Genomic DNA, 23292 nt, shown 5'->3' with positions numbered 1-23292 from the left:
ACGCATAACCGTGACGCCGTCAGCTGATGTCTGTTTTGACTTTGGATATGTCAGGATGCGGCTTTCGCCTTGTTATACTGATCCGTATAGACATCGATCCACTTGCTAAGACCGGCGTCATTCAGTCCCTGCAAAAACTTGTCGTATTCGGACATCGGTCTTGCGCCAATGATGAATTTGACAACTTCCTCATCCATCATCCGCTGCAAATCCGCCCGGTTCGGCAAACTGGAGGCGATTTCGGCCTGATCGAACTTAAAGGAAACGTCGCTGATGCCGCTTTTTTTCACTCTGCTCGTATCTCCGCTGTACTCCATCAGATAGTCCATCTCCGGTTTGCCGATCGGATCGTTCAGCATATACTTCAAGGTATACGCAAACGTATCGCCGAGGAGCAGTTCGCCGACGTAGTCTTTGTTGATCGCTTCCAATACGTGATTTTTCTCGTCGACATATTTCCAGTTTCGGTCTTTGATTCCATAAAACAGAAGCAAATAGTTCTCCAGATCGGAATGCACCCAATTGAGCAGCTTCATCGCACCTTCCGGGTTTTTCGCGTTTTTGCTTATCATATATCCGCCGGTGGAAATATCCGACATCGTCGTAGCGTTGCCGGCAGGCCCCTTCATCTCGCCGGCCGTTTCATATTTGGCTTCGGGCACATTTTTCTGAAGGTCGTACTCGACGCCGGTGATGTTCGAAGCATGAATGGCAGCGGAACCGATCCGGTTTTGCTTGATGAGCTCGCGCGTGCGCTCGTAATTCATCACGAAAGTTTCTTTGTATATATAACCTTTCTTGTACCAGTCCGCCATTCGCGCCACAAATTCCTTATATCCCGGGTGCAGTACGGAAGGCTTGACTTTGCCGTCCTTGTCAAGAAAGCTTCCGTATCCGACATCCATATACCCTGCTGCCAGCGCCAGGTTCAACCCGACAAGATTGGTGATCATCGGGATCGTTTGGCCGGAACCGGCCGGATCGCTTTCTTTAAGCGCTTTCAAAACATTCTCGTATTCGTCGATCGTCTTCGGCATCGGCAGGTTCAACTTTTTCAGCCAATCGGAACGCACAAACACGGCCTTCGTAGCCAGCGCCGGAACAGACGGTACTCCCCAAATTTTCCCGTCGCTGCTTGTCAACGCTTTCCATGAGTCGCCCCATTCTTTCGGCCACAGCTTTCTGACATCTGAACCGTACTTGTCAAGCAGTTCGTTTAGCGGCTGAATGGCCCCTCTGCGCTGGAACGGCAAAATGTCGCCGGCAAAAATATCGACAGGTTCGTTGGAAGCCAGCAGCAGGTTCAGCTTCTCGCCCTCCTGTCCTTTCGGCGGAATAACCGGAACGATTTCGATCCCGATTTCATCGATAACTTTCTGCTTGACCATCTCCAGGTCTTCCGGCTTGCTCAAGTTCGCAGCCAGCGTCAAATTACCGGAATTTGCATAAATATATACTTTTTCCGGTTTCTTTGCATTCGCAGGCTTCTCGCTCCCTCCATTCGTCGCAGCCGGAGAAGGACTGTCCTTCCCTCCGGATTCACCGGTGTTTCCGGACGAACACCCGGACATCAGCGTCGCTGTCAAAAACGCGGTACCCGTAAATAAAATCCAGTTCTTTCTACTCATCGCTCGCCCTCCCTTTAATCGCAATTTCAAGTTGGCCAACCTGACGCCCTAATCGTATGACGGCATTCCGTCACTCGAAAATGCCCGGATATTTACTTTGTGCGCAAAGTCAAAACAGGGGCATTGGCGGATAGGCTTCCCCTCCTGCAGCCAGGCTTTTCTATGCGTTGCTTGCCTGATTCTCCACTTCTGCAGCCGGCTTTTCCTGGCGATGCTTGCCAGCTTTCGAATTCGCACAATCGGCTCACACGCTCTCATTCCCTGTATACGATTTCCTGTATTCGCCCGGCGTCATCCCCGTCGCTTGTTTAAAAATCCGGATAAAATAATTGACCTTCTGGTAGCCGAGCATGCCGCAAATGTCGTTCAATCGCAGCTCCGTTTCCAGCAGCAGCCGCTTGCTTTTTTCGATGCGCACCGATGTGACGTACTCCATAAAGCCGATCCCCGTTTTCTCTTTGAACATGCGGCTCAAATAGGACGGATTCAAATGAACTTCTTCGGCCACCCACGTGAGCGTAATCGGAGACCCGTAGTTGTTTTCGACAAGCTTCATCACTTCGTCGATGTAAAAATCGTTCTTCGTTTTGTAAACGGTTTCAACATAACTGCCGAATACGTGGATCAACTCCTCAAACCAACCGACGATTTCCGGCACATTCCTTTTTTGCAGCAATTGGTGGTATAAATTGTTTTTGGCTTGCAGCATCGTCTCCAGGTCCAAACGAAGACGATTGGCCGTTTCCATTAATCCGGTCAGCAAACGAAAGAAAACCCTCTGCACTTGATGGAATTGGATTCGGCGCTCATGTTCGATTATTTCGTCCGCCATCTCCGCGAAAACCCGCTTAGCATTTTCCGTCTCGCCGTTTTTAATAAAATCGTTCAGCATCGTCTCTTTTTCAATCGGGTATAGAAAAACATTGATTCGTTCCAGCAGCACGTCGCCGATAAAAACAACCGCTCCTGTTCCCGCCAAGTTCCGGCATCTCACCGCTTCGCGGGCTTCCTCGAACGCTTGTCCCAATTCATGAATGTCCGCGCAGTGCCGGCCGATTCCGACAAGGCACGAAATGCCCAATTGCCGGTTGGCGTCTTCCCTCGCGCACTCCGCCAAGGTGAATATTTCCTGAAGCCGATCCGCTTGGCAATTGACGATTACGGTCAGCAAATCCTCCTCCATTTCAATGACGATCCCTGTACCCGACGAGATCAGACGATGCCGCCAAATATCGATGAGATGCAGCCGATCCAAATTTTGCGTCTCGAAATCCCGATTCTTTCCTTGAGAACGCTCGAAGTACACATTCAGCAGCAGCAAATCGTTCAGTTCCAGCTCGATACCCAAAAACTGAATGCGCTCCTCAAGCTCTTCCCGGCTGAACTTATGCGTTTTCGTCAGAGAAGCCAGAAACTTCTCCCGATAAGCGGGCAAACTTTCCTTTAACCTTAGCTGCAAACGGTGTTGGTTTTCCACAGACGCCTCGAAGCTATTTTGAATCATGGAAAATTCATTGCCGCGAACGGTCGGCCATTCCGGTTTGCCTGTCGGATCGAGCTTGCGGATATAAGCGGCCAAACGGGAAATCGGCCGGTATATATTTCGGCTGGTCAACATCGCGATGAGCGCGACGATCAACGAGGCGATGACGGATACGGTCAAAATCAAGCCTCTCAACTGAGAAATACTCCTGTACAATTGATCGATATCGACAACGCTAACGAGCGTCCATCCAAGCATGGCGGAAGATTTGGATGTAATCAGCAGCTTCTTTCCTTCGCGGGTAAGAACGACCGGTTTTCGGCTATCGGACGAGTTGCCGTTATCGGCGAAATATTCGTTTACAACTTTATACAAGTCGTTCCGATTGTCGTAAATGATCGGCTTTCGCTCTTGATCCAAAATGAATATCCGGTTCTCTCCCGAGTTATCCAGCTTTTGCACGATACTCTTATAAATTTTTTCCGCATCCAGATTCACGACTACAATATTCGTTTCGTTCGGATTAGGCGTTACATAGATGAGAGGCAATATCAATTTCGTACCCTCGCCTTGCAGATAGACCTGTTGAACCTCCCGGAAATACGGATACGTTTTTGCGTCGCCCGCCACGCTGATCGTATCCAGCATGGGAAGCAGCTCTTGCTGCGAACGAAAAGAAGACAAAATGACTTCTTTGGAACGGTCGATCAAATGCACGGAAAAGATATACTCGTTTGAGCCGTTCATAATGTCGAGATTTTTCCATACCTTTGCTTTGCTGATCAGATAACGGTCTAATGCGGGCAAATCCGATTCCTTCAACTGGCCGCTCAATCTTTCGTAATAGCCGCCGTTAGGGAACGATTCAAAAGTTTGGAGAGCGCTTTCCATAGTGAACTGCTGAAAACTGTTCGTAATTTGATTAATAACCACTTCCATCGCATTCGCCGTTTGATTCAAATAGTTGGAGTTGGCGTTATGCAGTTCGAGCTTTAGCGTGTTCATCGTATTGTGATAATAAAAAAAACTGAGCAGCATAACCGGAAGCAGTGCAATGAGCAGCGTGATCATGACGAGCCTGTAGTAATAATTCGTACCTTTACCCGCAAACGGTATTTTTTTTATCATGCAATCCCCCCTGACCGCATTCGATCTCGGCGCGGCTTTTTGTATAATCGGTTACTCCGATCATACGATGCGGCGAAGTTTTAAGGAATGCTATTTTTTTTACTTTCTCCCTTCGCGGGCAAACGGACGCAGGCGTTATTCCGATGATAACCGCCTATCATCGGAATAACGCCCTGAGACATTCCAGTCTTCTTATCGAACTACAGACATCCTAATCAATATCGTTGCATAATACCTCGCGTAGATGCTTACAAGCCGAGCATGAACTCGATCGTCTTCTCCGTGAAGCCCGGCAGCCCTTCATGGCCGAAGTCCGGGTAAATTTCGTACGATTTAGGCGCCGTCATTTTGTTGAAGGCCGCAAACTGGGTCGAAGGCGGGCATACCGCGTCCATCAGGCCTACGCCCATCAGCACTTCGCCGCGAATCCGGTTCGCCAAAAACTGCAGATCGATATAGCCGAGCCGCGTGAAAATGTCGTCCTCGCGCTTGCGCTGCGGATCAAAGAAGCGGAAGAACGTTTTCAGCTCTGCATACGCGTTCGCCGCTTGGTTCATCTCCCATACGCGCTTGTAGTCGCAGAGGAACGGGTACATGGGCGCGAGACGTTTGATCCGCGGCTCCAGCGCTGCGCATGCAATCGTCAGGGCGCCTCCTTGCGAACCGCCAAGTGCACCGACTCGGTTCTCGTCGACCTCGTGCAAATTCATCACGATGCCGGCAAGCTGCGCCGTATCCAGGAAAATATGGCGGAACAGCAAATTGTCCTCATGATCATTAAGCCCACGGATAATATGTCCGTTAAACGTCGTTCCTTTCACGCCGCCTGTATCTTCCGAGGAGCCGCCTTGTCCGCGCGCGTCCATCGATACGACCGAGAAGCCGAGCGATGCGTAAGCAAGCTTGTCCAGCCATTCACCGCAGTTGCTATAATAGCCGTGGAACTGCACAATGGCCGGATGCGGTCCCTCGACATGCTTCGGACGCACGTATTTGGCATGAATCCGCGCGCCGCGAACACCGGTGAAATGTAAGTCGAAGCACTCTGCATAAGGCGTCTGAAACGAGCTTGGCACCAGCTCGACGGCCGGATCGACCGCGCGCATTTCCGTCAGCGCACGCTCCCAATAGTCATCAAAATCGGCCGGACGCGGATTGCGTCCTTCATAAGCAAGCAATTTCTCTATCGTCATATCCAGCGAAGGCATTGTCTGTTCTCCCTCTTTTGTCTATTACGGTTTCCGGACGTCGATGCGCCGCATTTGCGATACGGCCTGCCCGCCAACTGCTCCTTGGGCAAATCCTTGAGCGTTTCCGCATCAGAATTTACGTCCTATTTCTGATCCGTCACGACGGTCAAAAGTTCAACAATGACTTTCGCGCTTTCCGCGCGCGTTGTCTTCTGTTCCGGTTGGAATTGTCCTTCCCGGCGTCCATTGACAAGACCGAGCTTGTAAGCAGCCTCTACCGCCTGCTTGGCCCATTCCGGAGAAGCTTCCATATCGGTGAACGCTTGCTCCGATTGGCCTATGCTGACCTTGGTGCCTGTCGCATATTCGTAAGACCGTACGATCATTGCCGCCATTTCCTGGCGCTTGATCTCTGCATCAGGTGCAAAATGCGCGGCATCTACGCCATTTACGATCCCCGCTTTCGCAGCGGCGGCAATTGCTTGTGCATACCACTTGCTAACGGCCACATCGGCATACGGAGTGGAGCCTCCGGCTTGCAATCCCAGCATGCCAACGAGCATGGAGGTAAATTCAGCTCTCGTTACATGGCGTTCAGGAGCGAACTCGCTGTCGCTTACACCGTCAACCAAATGCTTGGCAGCCAACTGTCTAACCGCTGCCGCCGCCCAGTGACCGGCATTCAGATCCGCGAACGACTTGTCGTATTCCAATATGCCATATTTGCTGAAATGAGCGATCTCGGCCGTGAGCTCGGTATCCTGCCATGTTCCGCCGACGTATTCAAGCTCTCCGTTTTCCGCCACATAATAAATCCCGGCAATCGTCCGGTCAGTGTCGGCCGCAGCTTTCAGCGAAATGCGAATCGGCGTGTTAAAGCTGGACAACGTCTCTGTATTTCCGTCCTTTGTCTTAATCGATAACTTAAACTCAAGCAAGTTGCCTTTCGGCGTGATCGAAGCGGATGATTGGCGTGCAGCCTTCGCGGTCAACTGATCGGCAACAGCGCCGCTCACTTGAATCGCTTCCAACTCGACCATCCCAGACTCTTGCAGTTCCGCAGGTATCAACGCGCCAAGCTGGCGAAGAACAGAAGCCGGAATTGTTAGAGACAGGTTCGCCGCATTAATTTGTACCGCCGTTTCTTGCAAAATTTCGGCTGCGTTGCCGGGAAGAGAAATGCGCTCAAACGCATCTTCCGTTTCAAAGATCACGCTGCCTTCGCTTGCCTTCTGGTTCAATTCTTTCACCGATACCTCAACCTGCCCAGGCTGCGCCGGTTTAGGGGTCGGTTGTTGCTGTGTTGGCTGGGACGTTGGCGTTGGTGTTGGCGTTGGTGTTGGTGTTGGCGTTGGTGTTGGCGTTGATGTTGGCGTTGGTGTTGGTGTTGGTGTTGGTGTTGGCTCCGGAGTCGGCGTACCACCATTATTACCGGAAGCACGCACCTCGAGCGTAAATTCTGCTATCTTTCCGCCATACGTCGCCGTAGTAACCGTCGTGCCTGCCGTCAGCGCCTTCACCGTTCCCGCCGGGTCGATCGTAGCGACCGACGGATTGCTGCTTGTGAAGGTTATGCCTCCCGCTACAAGCACTTTGCTGTTGTCGCTATAAGACGCGTATACTTCCGCTTTTAGCGTTTCGCCGACAGTTAGGGTCGAATCCAGACCGGTTAATTCAATGCGCTCTAATGTCGGCTGCTCTGGCTGTTCGACATCCGCAGCTTTAATGGTCAGCTCAAATTTCGCCGTCTTTCCGCCATACTTCGCCGTAATAACCGTTGTGCCTGCCGCCAGCGCCTTCACCGTTCCCGTCAGGTCGATCGTGGCGACTAACGGATTGCTGCTTGCGAAAGTGACGCCTTCCGTCAGCTTCACCCGGCTTCCATCCGTATAGTCGGCATACGCAACCGTATTGTCGGTTTCGCCTGCGGTCAACTGTGCTTTTCCTTCCAATTGTATCGCCGAGACAGGAAGGCATACTAATAGAGAATCCCACTTGCTTTCACCTGGACCGCATGCATTCGGAAAGGCCAACCGGAGATCCAGGATCGAAGTCGGCTCTTCAAGACTGATCGAGATCTGATTGAGACCTTTATGGAGCAACTTGGGATCAATCTCAAGCTGTAAATAAGCGCCCGGCGCAGAACGCGTAACTACGGCTCTGTCCGATACTTTTGAAGCGTCGTTCACTTTATTCGTTTTTATAAGATAGTTGGAGACTGGTTCCTGATCGACGCTGCTATTGCCGTTTATCGCGAGATTGAACCGTTTGCTGTCATCCAACTGCTGGTAAAGTCCAATTCTTACTACAGGCGGATTTTGCTGCGTCGACGGATCGGTTTGAACGTTGAGCTCAAAAGTCTGGAACTGCTGCAAACCGCCGTCCATGTAGACCGGCAGTTGTTGAACCGGCTCATGATAGCCTTCCCATGAGGTCAAGGTCGGGAGCGTGACAAAATACTCATGCACAGCGTTGGTGATCGCTTCGATCACTTGAGCTTTTGGTTGAGCAAGTTTTTTTACAAACAGATTTACCCATTCCTCATCGACCCAGCTAGGTGCCATCATGTTGTAAAGCTGAATACCCTCGGCTCCGGCCTCATAAAAATTAAGGGCTGCCCCATAGAAGGCAGGCGGGTATGGCATGGCATTATAGGACGATTTCTGATACGTGTTTTGTGGAAAAGCGGTATCCAAACGCCATCCGTAATTTGTACGCAACGGCGCGCCTCCATAAACGACAGTTCCTGACTTGGAAGCTAGCGATACGAACTCTTCAATGTTCAATTCTTGCGACAAAGACATAATATGCGAAGGAATGACGACATCGACCAAGCGCTGCGAAATCCAGGTTGGTACATCAAGTCCCGCCCATTTTGCATTGGCAAGTGTCGGGGGAACGCGAACAATCAAATACAAGGGACGCGAAATGCCCTCTTTGACTTGAAGCAGGTTCATGTATCTGCGAACCTCCGCGATCATGCCGGTCATGGCATCGAGATTCTCTTGGGCCTGGGCTCGATCTTTTGGGAACAGGTACGGCGCACGCGTAAAATCGATTTCAAAACCCGAGATGATGTCGCTGTACCGAGTCATGGCTTCTTTTATTTCCGCCACCGCCTGGTCTCGAACCTGCTTTTTTTCGAAATTCAGCATATTTTCGAGGCCATTGGCAAAAAGAGAAGCGGGAATCGGCGGTTCTCCGGACGCCCCGATCCGTAAGGTGCTTTGATTCTCCTCCCAAAATTTAGTCGTAAGCGGGTATTTATCCGGAAGAGGGGCAAAATGATCGTCGCTGATCCGGTAGGATAGAAAGAAGCGCTTCTCCTGGCCGCTCGCTTGACCGGCAGCCAAGAAAGCTTCTCCGGCAATTCTCACGGGGTCATAGCCCTCCAAAAAAACATTATGCGCCCAACAGGTGCGCACCCAACTATCATTATATCTGCAGTGATCTTCCCCGAAAGTTTCCTTACATTTCAAGTACCAAGCTGGCGGATCGTAGCAATCTATAGCCGTTTGATTGGCTTCGCTGAGCTTCCATGCATAGCGGGATCCTACTGAAGTCGGATAATAGAGAACGCCGGCCGCTACATTGTACTGCAAGCTCTGCACGCCAGTATTCGCCAAGCCCGTCATGTGCTTCTTGAGAAGATTGACCGAATCCTCGGGATCTCCCGATTGGAAGGCATTATCCCCATCATCGTTGGACATTAAGCCTAGCGAAGGGACTCGGGCACTGAAAAATAAAACCGGTAACTTCATTGGTTTTGGATCGTTTGATTCGATTTCAAAGCTCCATCTGTCATTCTCGAGAGTAACCTTCTTTTTGGTAATATAAAAACTTTTATACTGTCCATAAAATTTCAGAACAACGGTATTATTGAAACTCAGTTCATTGTCCGGTGACATGACATAGTTGCCGTAACCGGAACCGGCAGCGTTAGGACCGCTAACCCAGAATTTATAAGTCTTATCTTCGTTGAATTGAATAAACCAGACATCCGGATCCGGATTGTCATTGAGCAACCCCCGCCAAACGCCGACAATGGAAGCGGGGTCTTCTTCAAGAATCACTTCATTTTCCAAAGCTTGTACGGCTTCCTTCCGATTAACGTCGCCTTGCAGCCCCTCGTATCCCGATTGCCCTTGTGCATAGCTTTGAAATGGGGCTGTCGCAGTGAAAATCACTACTAACATTAACAGCATAGCACTCAGTCTTTTGAAAACGGGCTTTCTGTCTTTCCGAGCTAGCCGTTGAATGGCTGCCGCTACGAGTTTCCTTCGATTCATCGATTTCCCTCCAGCTTATTTTTTTATGTACAACAAGCTTTGAGAGCGCTTACCAAGTTGACAATTTCATGGTTCACCGTTTGGTACATCCAGTTGGAGCTTGCGGTATGCAAGTCGAGCAATAAAACGAGGCTATAGAGATCGTACCGTCTCTAGTAAAGCGATGTTCGTTTACTCCATACAACTCCCCCTATCGCCGTCACAACGCGGCTCTTTTCCAATTTGGTTTCACTCCGATCATAAGCGATCAAAAAATACCAAGAAATGCTGCGATTTTTACTTTTTGCTTTTTGCGGCATTTTGACAGGGAAGCAGCCGGCGTCATAACAAGTGTCCAACCTTCCCGAAAACATCCGGTACTCCGTTAACGTCGACCGTTTTCTCGCGCTCTGTAGAATGTTAGGAGGAGCAACACTGATCATTCGATTAGAAATTTCATACAGAATTCCGTATTTAGCCGTTCATCCCATCATTTAAGTTGAAATTTCATACACGATTGGGGGACTTTGATTCCATCCCGATCATTCTATTTGAATTTTCATGCACAATTTCGGGTCTTGCAGACCCCATCTACACCCGACGTATATTCCTACTCTCCAATCCCCCTACTTGCTCATCTCACTCATTACTTACATACTCTGGAGTCCGATTCTGCCCAATTGGAATCAAGTTCGGCTTCCTTTCCTCACCAGCAGTCCGAAAACACCCACTTGCAGCGACTTTTATGTACGGTATACGGGTGAATCCCTTCTCCAAGCAGGCAAATTCGGACTGCAATATTAAAGTAACCTTGATTCATCGCTCTAAGAGGGTAAAATCGGACTCCAGCTTTACGGCAAGCCTCACCTTGCCGTCTTGCTCCATATGTTAGTTCGAATCCCAACATATGCGACCAAGTATTTTATTCTCTATGCAGAAAAATTCGGAATTTACTTCACGGTTGGATCGTGACGTTGTACCTGCAGAATCTTGCCGAAAACATAAACAAACCGGCGCGCATCAACGATACACGCCGGTTCGCTTATTCTTTCTTTCTTTCTTTCTTTCGCAGAATCGCAAGCAATCCCTATTGCTCGCTTTCCTATTGCTTGCTATCCTATTGCCTGCTTTTCCAATTGCTTGCAATCCCTATTACCTGCTATCCCAGTTGTTTGCGATCCCTATTGCCTGCTATCCCTATTGCTTCCGATCCCAGTTGCTTGCTAACCTATTGCCTGCTATCCCTATTGCCTACTATCCCAATTGCTTGCTATCCCAATTACCTGCTATCCCTATTTGCTCTCCCAATTGCTTGCGATCTCACACCTCCAGTAATTTCAGCAAATTGTAAACCGCCTGAGCGCTTTCAGCCCGAAGCGTCGTTCCTTGCGGAACGAATCGATTATCGCCTCTGCCCGATAGCAATCCTACGCTGAATGCGGTACTTAAAGATTGCCGCGCCCATTCGCCCGCCTCTTCCAGATCGCTAAATCCCGGAGCTGATCCCATCGCAGGATTTCCTTGCTGCATGACGTATGCGCGAACGAGCAGGACGGCCATTTCCTCGCGGGTGATCGGCCGGTCAGGCGCGAAAGTTGCATCGTCGAAACCGTTAACCAGACCCGCTTCGAACGCAGCTGCCACATCTTTTGCATACCAGTCGCTAGACTCTACATCCGCAAAAACCCGTCCCTCCTCCTCTGCCGCCTCCAAGCCAAGCGCCCGCACGAGCAAAGCCGTAAACTCGGCGCGGGTCACTGGACGCGAAGGCTCGAAATCGTCGGCGTTCACTCCGGTAACCAGATGGCGCGCCGCCATCACCTTCAGCATATGATACGCCCAATGCTCCGCCTTGACATCCCGGAAGGACTTGTCGAACGCCAACACGATAAATTGACCAGAGCCGGTCAATTTATCCTCGATTCGATCGCCTACGACCTTGCCGCCTGCATATTCGAGCTCCCCCTTGTCTCCTATCCGGTATACGCCAAGCAGCTCCTGATCCGCTTTCGGATCGAACGCGATGCTTATCGGTATAGGTGAATCGAATGCCGCGACAGTCTGCTGCCCTAAGAATATCCGCACATCATATACTGAACTGGCCGGCGAAAGCGCGGCGTTCGCTTGCTTTCCCGCTTGAGCGACGGCTTGCTCCTCACGCTTTCCCCAATTCGGGGAAACGGCAATCGTCATTTCCGATTTGTCGCCGTGCGCATCCCATAACCGTAGCAGCTCACCAAGCGCTTTATTCGAAAGATGCAAGGTAAAATCTCCTTGAACGACTTCCAGCGAGGATGATTCCGATAATGTTTTCCTTGTTAGCGCCATACTCGTTTGACCTTTTTCAAAATGAAGGACTTGATTTCGCTTCACGGATGCGTTCGCCGGCGAATTTGCGGACGGACTCTCATTCCCCGCTTCCGGATTAGCCGGTTTCTCAGGTGAAGGATCGGCCTCGAATCGAACCGTATACGTTTTAGCCGTTATGCCGTCCTCCGCCGTCACCCTGACGGTTGACGTGCCGGGAAGCGAGCTTGCCGGCTGCACGGTTACCGCGGCGCGCGGATCATCGGCTTCGGCGGTAACCGCCGGAACCATCTGCGTTCCGGAAGCTAGTCGTACGGTATACGCTTCGTTCGCCGGCTCGAAGTCCGTCACGGTCGAACCGTTCACGCTCAGATCGCGCAGCAAAGCGTTGTTCGCTTTCGCCCGGACCTGAAGTCCGAATACGGCCGGAGTGAAATAACCGTATGTCGCCGTGATAACCGTAGTACCCGCCTCCAATGCGTCAACAAGCCCTAAAGCCGACACGGAAGCTACATCCGATTCGCTGCTGCTGTAAACAGCCGAATAGGTAACGGCGACGACCCCGTTCCCGCTTGCCGCGAGTAACCTGATTTGCGCTTGCTCTCCGACCGTCATGGGAGAGCTTAAACCTGCGATCGTCATCTCGCCGTCTTCGATTACGGTTAGCGGAACAAACGCGGACTTCCCGCCGAAGCTTGCGGAAATAACCGTTTGCCCTGCGCCTACAGCCGTCACCAAGCCGTCTTCGACTACAGCAACCCCAGTATCGCCGCTTTGCCAAATGCCGGGCTCATAAGTCACATCCGTAACGGCCAGATTGCTGTATACGGCAGCCGCTGTCAACTGCGCCGTACCGCCATTAGCCAACACAAGCTCGTTTATGTTTTCCTGCTCCACGCTCAGTTCGATCGACTCGACAAACGGAACATACTCGTGAATACCGCTGTCGACATTCGCAATATGGAACGTATGGTTTCCTTTCCACCGGGTAGACGGATAAAACTTCAGCTCGGATGCCCCGTCAGGATAAAGAACAAAGCCCGGCTCGCCCTCGATGACGATCTTTGTCCTTCCATTTTCGGTAAGGACGTCCGTTATTTTGTACCCGTCCGACGATCCGTCCGGATGTTCCACGATCATATATTGACCTATCGCATCCGCAGATACGGCAGTTGAGGTTCCGAAAGCGTCGAAGGCTTGACCGTCCGCTTTCCGGTATACCTCGTCGATAACGCCGGATGACGAACCCGCTCCGGTTACTTCCCGATCGTCATAGACAAGCCTTGTTCCGTCCATCAGCATCATTTTCGTGACGACACCGTTCTCCAAGCGGATAAAGCCCATCTTCCCGTCCAGCCAAATATTGCCGATAATAAGCGGCTTATCGCCTGTCTCCGGCGAGCTCAAAATGATATCCGTCGTCGTTCCGTACGACACCTTCACCGCCGCATCGCCTTCCTCCGACCGGTCGGGAACGAGCCGTTCCACCTGCTCGATTTGCGGGGAATCTCCGGCCGCGTACGGCTCCAGTGCCGTAATAAACGTGCTCTTCAGCTCGCTGCCTTCCCGCCGCAGCACCATTGTCGGCATCGTATACAGGTCGGCAACATCGTTCGAGTCGTTGTACACCGTTCTGGTCATCCGCAAGGAAGGCGATCTGCCTAGGAACAGCTCGTTCTCGCCCGGATCGGTCAGGCCGATGATCTGCATACCCGCCCGTTCCGCGCCGTTCTCGCCCGGATCTTGCGTCGACAGCGTAACCCGGTATTGGCCGCCTTCAACCTGGCCGCGGCTTACATCCCGAATATATAAATAGCCGTAATATTCGTCGCCCGCGCTGCCTTTGTCATATTGATCGACCGGCGGACTTACCGGAGTCCCTTCCGGCAGTAAATACGGCCCGTATGACTGCATCGGCAGAGAGGTTGTAAACGCAGCATCCCGGTTCGCATCGCCATGCAGCGTATATTCGTGGCGGCTCCCGCCCGCTACGCGGAACAGATCGAGCACATAGCCGTCATCCGAGCCCGGAAACGCGATTTGCCAAGGCTCCCTGTCGTATTCGCTCGTCATCGCGTAGCCGTTTTCCTCGCCGGCCTTCATCACCTGCACGGTTTCATCCGAGGAGATAAAGGCGGATATTTGCCCTTTGCCGTTCAGTCCGAGCTTATCCGCTTCCATATCCTTACTGTCCACAAGGACGGTATTATGCGACATCGTCGATCTCGTCCACATCCCGTATTTGGAATGCGTATAGCCGACATCGGGAAGCAGCTCCTGCCCTTTGGCATAGTACATGATATTGAGCGGATCCCAGTGATTATGGCCGAATTTCGGGGAATAGCTCATATAGAGCTGAGACTGCTCCGTCTCATCGCCGATAGTCGTACGCCCGACGCCCGCGGCCGAAAGCAGGAAGGATCCGGCCTCCGTATCCGGCGCGTCCGAAATGTCGTAAGCCCATGTATCGTTGATCGGCAGCAGCTTTCCGTCCGGATATGCGAGCAGGTTTTGGATAACCGCAGATTGCTTCAAGAAAGGAAACTCCGTGCCCATGTCAAGCGACTCCACCCGCCTGCCGGTTCTCGAAGAAACGTATCCCGCCGGATCTCCCCAGCCTTGCAAGGCTTTCAGACTGTCCCGCAAGCCGGCATAGCTTTGCATATGATAGGAAACCGTCACTTCGTTCCAGAATCCGTCAAACATAAATTGCTTGGAGGCGAAGCTGCCGATTCGATCGATCGCTTCGTGAACGTAATCCGGATAGTCGATGGCGTTGCCGATCGCAATCAGGCCGGACCACAGCATATAATCCATGTTGGAGTTCCATGTTGTGAACGTTCTCATGTAATCAACCGACGGTTTAAACATCTTGTTTTTCAGCTTCTCGGAAACGTCAATGCCGAGCTCGACGGAAAGCAAATCGAATGCATCCGTCTTTTTGACGGCTTCATAAGCTTTCGCCAAGCTTTTGAGCGCTTCCAAGTCCATGAAAAACCAGCTGCTCCATACGCCGCCATAATGCGGGTACGGAGGCCCCGACTGCAACGAAATCGGATAAAAGTTCCACGTAAAGTCATAAATAGGCACATATCCCTCGTACACGTCGGCAAAACGATTCAACAGCCGGGCCGCTCCAAGCGGATCCAGCTCGGCCAGCAGCGCCGTCTGCTTCAGCACATATTCTCTTTTTTTGAAATCGATGAACGCCGAGAAAAAGTACTTTTTCCCGCTGCCGTCTTCGTAATAGGGATACTCCACGAGTTCACCCTTGGCATTCCGCACTTGCAGCGTTTTGTCCTCTGGATGGTTCGCGTTCGGGTAAACAAGCGAGCCCGACTTGCTCACGATTTGATCCGGAAAGCTCGGATCCCAGTCGAACAAGCCGACCGGATGCAAATCCGGATTTTCCGGCAGGCCGAGAATCGATGTCCCGGATTTTGCCGGAATCATTTGGAGCAGTCGCTCTACGTCCGTCGACGGCTCACTTGCACTCGCTTCAGCTAACGGAACGGCAGCCGGCCGCCAGTTCGAGCTTCGCTCTCCGGCGTCGATCGTCTCGTCTCGATCGAACAGGATAACGGCCATCCGCGTTTGAGCGTTCACCGTGTCATCGACAATGAGCTCAAGCTGGTACAAGCCCGGCTTATTCAGCGGCGAATGCTGGAACGACACTGTATAGCGGCCGTTTTGTTCCGTCCAAACCGCTCCGGTTATCTCATAACGTTCGCCGGACGGCGTGCGCAGGCCGATCCTCGCATGATTGCCCGTTATTTGCAGCCCGTCCGCCGAGAACGATACGGTTTTTTCGGAATACCCGGCGTAGATCAACTCGAGCTGCTCGGGGAACCAAGGCGCAACCGGCTCTGCCGCTGCAGACCCCGCTGATCGGCTTACCGCCTCCTCGAAGTAGACGCGCCCCATCCTTCCCTGTTCGGCAGCAGTTACGAAAAGCGCGTATGCATTCGGACTTTCATTATCCGTAAACTCGGATTCGCGGATCGGCACCCAGGATGATAACGGCTGTGCCCCTATGCGGTGACGAATGACGTTGATTGCCCACTCGTCGCCTGCCGAAACGCCCTCCACATCGAGAGAATGCCAAGGTATGGATACTTCCGCGGTCCACTGCTCTACACCGTCAACGACTTGCGAGGCTGCGTTATCAATCGCCTTGGGAGGGTGGCTGTACCGGTCATAAATCGTACTCAACTGCCGATGCTGATCTTCCTTAAGCATGACGAGAAGCTGATACGTGTTCGAAAGTTCCGAATCAGGCGAAATCAGAAGCTCGAAGCCTTCGGATGGAAGGGAGTCATCGGATGCCAGTTTTTGGCCGGTAATGCCAACATACAGATTGTCCTCATCATACGTTATTTTCACTTCCGTATCCGGATCCGCCTCATTCTTATAGTAAGCCGTCTTGAAGCCGTCCCATCCGGCCGCATGATTCCAAGCGGATTCGCTCAAGCTGCCGTTCAGCTGGATCGGGGTGTTCGCGGCATGAATTACGCCCCAGCGGTCCGATATGACCGGTATCGCTTGCGGCGTATACGTAGCGTTTACGACCGTAACCGTCGCTTCCGCATCATAGGTCTCGCCGAGAAGAGCCATAGAGGCATGGATTTGCGCCGTTCCCGCCGAGATTGCCGTAACGACGCCCTTCCCGTTGACCGAAACGGCCTCCTGACCCGGAACCGATACGCTGAATAACACGGGAAGCCCTTTCAAATCGATCGGCTCATGGTTCGCCGTATAACCTTTAACGTTCGCGTACGATTTTTGTCCCGGCAGCAGCTGTTGAGAAGTTAAAGACAATTCGATCTCATCCGGCGGCCCGCTCAAAGCCAGCAGACGAATCGACGCCTCCTGCCGAATCCCGTTCAAGGTGACGGCTGCCGTAACGGTCGCCCATCCCGGCGAAATTGCGGTCACGAGTCCGGAATGATCAACCTCCAGCACGGCTTCGTCCGAGCTTTCAAATTCATATGTTGCGCCGCTTAAATCGACGGCGCTGCCGTCGCTAAGCTTCCCTTCGGGCTGCAGCTGGAGCGTGTCGTTAACCGCAATGACCGGACTGCTTGCCGTTAGCGTCACTGCCGTAAACTCCGGCGCCAGCTGCTCCAAAATCATTTTGTTCGGCGCTAAATAGTACCATCCCGAAGCCTCATTCTTATCAACGAGCGTGAGCGTCAAGGTGTGCGTCCCCGCGGCCAAATTCAGCTTGCCCATCGTCTGCGGCTCCGGATCGAGCTGTGTCGTCGCCGAGTAAAAATCGTAATTGCCGAGCACTTGCGTGTCGACTTTGACTTGCCCGATTCCATTGCCGCTGCTCAGCGCGCCGTTCAGCTTGATTCTGTAGGTGCCCGCTTCCGGAACGGTAAAAGCAAAGCTTCTGGCATCTTGATTCAAAGCCGCCGAATGAATCGTCAGCCCGTCCGAAGCCCAGACTCTGATCGAAGGCAGCTGGCCGGTCGTGCCGATGAGCTTCCAGCCGGTGGGCATGCCATCCGCACCCTCCACCCCGACCTTCGAGAAGTCGAACAGATACTTGCCGATCACTTGCAGCTGTATCGACCGCTCATACGGCATGCCGTCCAAAGTAAAAGCTGCCGTTATCGTCGCCGAGCCCCGCGAAAGCGCTGTCACTTTGCCGGATGCATCCACCTCCATCACCGAATCGTCAGAGCTCGTGTAAGTAACGCCCGCACCGTTCAAATTTACAGCGCTGCTGTCGCTCAGCACCCCATTCAGCTGCAGCTGCAGCGATTCTCCCGCAAACAGCTCGGTAGAATCGGCCGTCACATGAACGGAGGCTACGCTTTCGGAAACGTTTGTCAGAAACATTTTATTAGGCATCATATACGTATAGGTTGAGCTTGCATTCTGGCCAACCAGCTTTATCGCGAGCGAGTGCGTCCCGGCCGCCAAATAAAGCTTGCCCATCGTCTGCGGATCGGGATTCAACTGGGTCGTTTCCGAATAAAAATCGTAGTCGCCCAATTGGGCACCGTCGATGAACAGCTTCCCGATCCCGTTGCCTATGTGGAGCAGACCTTGAAAATCGACCTGATAAATGCCCGCTTCCGGCACGTCAAAAGAAAAACTCCTGCTGTCCTGGCCGATTGCGGCCGAATGGATCGTCAGTCCATCCGCGGCATACACGGTAACCAGCGGATAATCGGTCGTTTGTCCGTCCAGCTTCCAGCCGGAAGGCGTCCCGTCCGCCCCGTTCACGCCTACCTTCGAAAAATCAAATAAAAGAGGGGGATCCTCGATCGGCTCCCCATAAGACAATTGCGGCTGACTGCCGAAAAACACGCTGAACATCATAAAAAATAACAAAATTTTCGTACACCCGACATTCATTCTCCGACTTATCAAGACAATCCCTCCCGAGATTACTTCAAATAGGCCCTCTCGACTTTCTCGAATGCTGCAGCGGTGTCCTCGATTTCCTGTTGTCCCCAGCTTTCCGTTACGTATAAATTAAACTGTACGCTCGTCGCCGCCATGGCGTTCGGCAGCTCGAACTTACGGTCAGGATCGCCCTTGTAGGCCGGAGCCCGCCACGGATAACCGCTCGTGCCGAATGCGCGCTGCTTCTGAAACCAGTCCATCAGATGAGGCATCGCCCGGTATGACGGGTTAACCGGAATTCCCTCCGCTATCAAAGCACGGCAGAAGGTTTCCTTATCGCAGCTTAGCTTGTTTTCATCGACTTCCAGCCGCAGCCACCAAAAGGATGCCTCCGCACCTTCGATTTGCCGAGGGACCGCGACAGCCTCCAGCTTGCTCAAGCGTTCGGTTAATTGAGCCGCTACATCTCGGCGCTTCTGTACGATTAGCGGCAGCTTCTTCAGCTGTACCCTTCCGATCGCAGCCGCAAGATCGTTCAAATTAAAATTCAGCGACGCGATCGCATTCGTCAAACCGTCCGGCAATCCGAACGGCTTGCCCCGATCCGACGCTTGCCTAGCCCGCCAATAAAGCGTTTCATCCCTTGTGAAGACGACTCCGCCTTGGCCGCCCGTGCAGTGATGCTTGCCGAACATCGTCGAGAATGCCGCAATATCGCCGAACGATCCTACTTTCCTGCCGCGAATCGCGGCTCCGTGCGCTTGCGCGCAATCCTCGACCACCGGAATGCCGTACTTTTTCCCTACCGCTACGATCGCCTCGATATCGAGCGGCTCGCCTCCGATATGCGCAACCAGAATCGCGCTCGTCAACGGCGTAATCATTTTTTCGATTTCGTTCGCGTCGGTATTGTATTTCCCCGGAGCGGAATCCGTGACAACCGGAATGCAGTTCAGCAGCGCGATCGGCATCATGCCGCCCGGATCGGTAATCGGACTAACGACGACCTCCGTAAACGGCTCCAGGTTTAACGCCCGCAAAGCAACATAAACGGCCGTCGTGCCCGAGTTGACCGCATCCGCGTAACCTCCGCCCATAAATTCGGCAAACTCGCTGCAGTACGCTTCCTCCTCGGGACCCAAATAACCGAATGCGCTGCCGCTGGCAATCGCCTCGTCGAATAGCGCGATCGCCGCCTTTTTCTCCTCCTCCCCCAGTAATCCGCGTTCCGGAAACGGATTCTTCCTTACTTTCGGACCGCCGTTAATCGCCAAATGCCCATTCTCGCTCATGTCATCACCATTCCGTGTTTATTTTCAATCGCCGTGCGGTTTCATCCGCAGTTATGACGGCTTTGCTAGCTTCCCATAAGTCCGTGTGAGACGGACCGGAATGCTCCGCTCCTTCGATTCGCCGAATAAAGTCTTCGCACAAGCCTGACTCGGCTAATGCCAGCTCTTCCCGCTGAAACCGCTGCTCGCCGTACACCGTAAAAAGCAGCTCCTCCTCGGCAATGGCCGGATCGCCGGACAGCCGCACTTCGGCGCAGCCCTTCGTGCCCGTAACGAATAGGCGTCCGTCCGCAGCCCAGCCTTTCTCCGAGGCATGCCAATCGGCGTGAAGACTGGCGGCAATACGTCCGCCTAGAACAGCCTGAATATTAGCCGTGTCATAAAAGTCCGGATATTCCGGCAGTATGCTTTTGCCTGCAACCGCATGCAGCTCATCGATCGGTTCGCCAGTCAACCAGCGGAGCAGATCCATATCGTGAATCATAAGATCCGCTATAATGCCGCCGTTTTGCGTTTTGGAGAAAAACCATGGTTCGCGATACTCGCGATAAAGCTTAAGCGGCCTGCGGATTGCTACTTCGGTAATGTCGCCGAGCGCTCCTTCATCGATCCGCCGCTTTAAAGTAAGGACCGATCGGCGATAACGTTCGGTCAGCATCAAACCTACCTGAATGCGGCCCCTTTTCAGCACATTTTCCAGCCGTTCCAGCCCGGCGCGGTCGGTGACAAGGGGTTTATCCGCTATGACCGCTTTGCCATGCCGCTCGCATAGCTCGACGACGTCCATTTTTTCGTTGTTGATAGCTGAAGTGCCGACAATTTGTACGGACGGTTCAAGCAGCGCATCCACATCATTCATGTACGGCACGTTATAGTCTTCCGCCAGCTTCCTGGCCAAACTTCCATCGCCGGCGTCATATATGCCTGCGCATGTGTGCCCCATTCGTTGCATCTCGTCTATAAATCTCGCAATATGCCCATGCCGGCAGCCAATAACGGCGAATCGGTATGACATGCACTCACCAGCCTCCTTTTTTACTCCTCGCGCAGCTTATGCGGCAGACGAAACGCCGCGCGCCGGGTGCTTCACGGTGCGAAGAATCCGGCGCGTTAGGCAATACCTGTCGCCTGTCAGCCGCGAAGGCGGTCCTTACAAGGGAACGAGCTTCAACGAGTTGCCGGCATAGATGTTGTGCAGCGTCTCTTGCGGGAAGCCCGCTTCGTTCAAAAACTGCTGAAGCCGGTTATCCCAATCGTCCCTCCCGTAAAGAACACGATCCTGAAACTCTAACAAAAATTCCTTACCGAACGATGGGGTACGGGTTAATGCGTTATAGCCTGAACGTGCGGATAAATCGCAATACAGGTTGTCGTACGTGCGCATCATTTCTACGACCTTGCCTCCCGATACGACATCGCCGCTCGGATAACTCATCGTTTGATAAAGATCGTCGCCGGAAATATGCGCCCAGAAGCCGGGACCATGACCGAGGAAGATCGTTTCGGGACATGCTTTAACCAGCCGTTCGAACGCCTCGATGCCGCCCCCGTACCAATATCCCGGCTGCGCAAAAGGTCCGGCGCCATCTACGCCGTAATTGACTTCCACGATGACGGGCAATCCTTTTTTGCCGCAATAGCGGAACATAGCGATCGCATCCGGATGATCGTAGGTCATCCTCAGCATGATTTCCCCGCAGACACGAACGCCGTACATCTCGATCGCCGCTTCCAATCGGCCGATTGCGTAAGGCTTGCGCGGATCGGGCGCGTAACCGAGAACGAATTTGTCGGGCTCCTTTGCTACGTAATGCAAGCAATTTTCGAATGGGATGGAGGCCTGTTCCGTGCCGAACGCGCTGCTGTAATAGCCGGGCCATGTTTCATGCTCAGGCGTTTCCAGCGACAGCATCCAGGTCCGGTCGATATTGCAGGCCTGCATGTTTTGCAGCGTTTTCTCCAAATTCATCAAGCCGTAAAACGGATGATTATGCGAGTCGATGATCATATCGATTTCCTTTCCGCTTCATACCGCGAACCGATTATTTACTGCCTTTGCGTTCGTTGATTGCCGCATTCATTTCTTTAATCCAATCGGCGCCGCCGCGAGCTTTCCATTCGTCAACCATCTTGTCCCACTCGGATACGGGGCGCGCGCCGGAAATCATTTTGATTTGTTCGCCGATAATAAATTCGTTCAGCTCAAGCTCTTTTTTCGCCTGCGTTTCCGTTATGATGCCGCGGCTTGGATCGGCATACGGCGTTTTGTTGTACGTTTTCTCCATTTCCTCGATCTTGGCGATAAACTGCTGCATGTCCTTGGAATCGTACTGCGAAGTCGAATATTGATTGGCGGCGTCGTTCGGCGCCCACGGCGTATACGGCTCATGCCTTTGCAGCATGTAATGAAGCGGCGCGTCCTTCTCGTATCCCTTCTTCAGAACGGCCTTTCCGTTTTCCATCGTATAGCCGACGCCTTCGTTCCCGTACAGCCAGTCAAAATCTTTATTTTGCGGCGTTCTGTCCGAGACGGGAATCCACTTTCTGCCGAAATCCATAATCTCCAGTATTTTCTCAATCTTCTCCGGCTGATCCTTCAATTTGCCAGAAAGCACGGTGAGCCCGTTATAGCCCATGCCCAGCGCCGATCCCTGCGAGCCGTCTGGAGCCGCGAAATAAGGAACGGAAGCCACTACGGCATTCGGCTGCGCTTTGAGCAGCGCCAAGTAATCCGGCTCGCTCATGCCTCTCGGCGTTCCGAGGAAAATACCCGATTTGCCCGAATAAAACTCTTTGTAGGCATTATCGATCGTAGCGACGGCGAAATCTTTCGTAACGGCTCCTTCCGCATAAGCGTCCGCATACATTTGGATCACTTCCTTGCGGCCCGGTCCGACTATGCCCGGAATATATTGTCCCTGCGCATCTTTATGGTACCAAGCCTTCGACCAGTAAGCCCCTGCGGGAGCCTCCGGCCCGATATTCGCATACAGCGAAAAACCGATCGTATCGTTCTTTTGGTTGCCGTCCGGATCGTTCTTCGCAAAGGCGATGGCGACCTTTTTCAATTCCTCGTAGTTGGTCGGCATTTTCAAATTCAATTTATCGAGCCAATCTTGGCGGATAATCATCGTAAACACATGGCTGGAGCCGTAGCTCGGGATGGAGTAAATTTTGCCGTCCACCCGCAGCTGATCCCATACATGCTTGGGCACCGCTTTTAACGATTCGTATTTATCGATATAATCGTCGAGCGGCAAAAACGCCCCTTGCCTCGCATATTTAATGAAAGTGGACTCGATCCCGCCCCAGGACAGCACGTCGGGCACGTCGCCGGATGCAATCAGCACGGATGCTTTGTCCCCGTAATCCGCCACCGGTATGAACTGGGATTTGATATTCGCTTGGAACTTTTCTTTAATCATGTCCAAGCCCCTGCCTTGCGACGGCGGGAAAACGTCAAGCGCCATAAAGCTCATGAAGCTGATGTCGATAGCGGCTTTGCCCGTCGCTTCCGGATTGGTTCCGGCGTTTTTTCCCGTTTCGTTCCCCTTGCCATCGCTGCAGGCCGCGGCCAAAACCATTGTGCTCAATGATAAAACGATGCCGACATTTCTTGCTTTCATCTGTTTACCC

At 52.5% G+C, this 23292-nt stretch carries 9 protein-coding genes; all 9 read right to left on the bottom strand.

What is annotated here, in order from left to right:
* Nucleotides 1-50: 50 nt before the first annotated feature.
* The 9 genes from DQG23_RS23680 to DQG23_RS23635 all read right to left on the bottom strand — a co-directional run bounded on the left by DQG23_RS23680 (nt 51) and on the right by DQG23_RS23635 (nt 23282).
* Nucleotides 51-1628: an extracellular solute-binding protein gene (locus tag DQG23_RS23680; protein ID WP_113033364.1), complete on the bottom strand. Its 1578-nt coding sequence runs from the start codon at nt 1626-1628 to the stop codon at nt 51-53.
* Between the two features lie 244 nt (nt 1629-1872).
* Nucleotides 1873-4239 (bottom strand): helix-turn-helix domain-containing protein, encoded by a 2367-nt coding sequence (locus DQG23_RS23675; protein ID WP_113033363.1) that lies wholly within the window; start codon nt 4237-4239, stop codon nt 1873-1875.
* A gap of 248 nt (nt 4240-4487) precedes the next feature.
* Nucleotides 4488-5447, bottom strand: a complete 960-nt coding sequence (locus tag DQG23_RS23670) for an acetylxylan esterase (protein WP_113033362.1) — start codon at nt 5445-5447, stop codon at nt 4488-4490.
* Nucleotides 5448-5572: 125 nt separating this feature from the next.
* Nucleotides 5573-9718 carry an S-layer homology domain-containing protein gene (locus DQG23_RS23665; RefSeq protein ID WP_113033361.1) on the bottom strand — a complete coding sequence of 1382 codons (4146 nt, stop codon included), beginning with the start codon at nt 9716-9718 and terminating at the stop codon, nt 5573-5575.
* Nucleotides 9719-11017: 1299 nt separating this feature from the next.
* Nucleotides 11018-18388: an S-layer homology domain-containing protein gene (locus DQG23_RS23655; protein ID WP_146762364.1), complete on the bottom strand. Its 7371-nt coding sequence runs from the start codon at nt 18386-18388 to the stop codon at nt 11018-11020.
* A gap of 17 nt (nt 18389-18405) precedes the next feature.
* A complete protein-coding gene (locus tag DQG23_RS23650; RefSeq protein ID WP_113033358.1) occupies nt 18406-19656 on the bottom strand; it encodes a DegT/DnrJ/EryC1/StrS family aminotransferase in 1251 nt (416 codons plus the stop codon).
* A gap of 4 nt (nt 19657-19660) precedes the next feature.
* Complete coding sequence (locus DQG23_RS23645; protein ID WP_113033357.1) at nt 19661-20671, bottom strand: Gfo/Idh/MocA family protein; 1011 nt, start codon at nt 20669-20671, stop codon at nt 19661-19663.
* Between the two features lie 135 nt (nt 20672-20806).
* Complete coding sequence (locus DQG23_RS23640; protein WP_113033356.1) at nt 20807-21664, bottom strand: amidohydrolase family protein; 858 nt, start codon at nt 21662-21664, stop codon at nt 20807-20809.
* A 34-nt stretch (nt 21665-21698) separates the two neighbouring features.
* Complete coding sequence (locus tag DQG23_RS23635; protein ID WP_113033355.1) at nt 21699-23282, bottom strand: extracellular solute-binding protein; 1584 nt, start codon at nt 23280-23282, stop codon at nt 21699-21701.
* Nucleotides 23283-23292: the final 10 nt, after the last annotated feature.

The organism is Paenibacillus contaminans, assembly GCF_003285015.1.
Taxonomy (GTDB): domain Bacteria; phylum Bacillota; class Bacilli; order Paenibacillales; family NBRC-103111; genus Paenibacillus_V; species Paenibacillus_V contaminans.
This window is presented reverse-complemented; position numbering and strand designations above follow the sequence as displayed.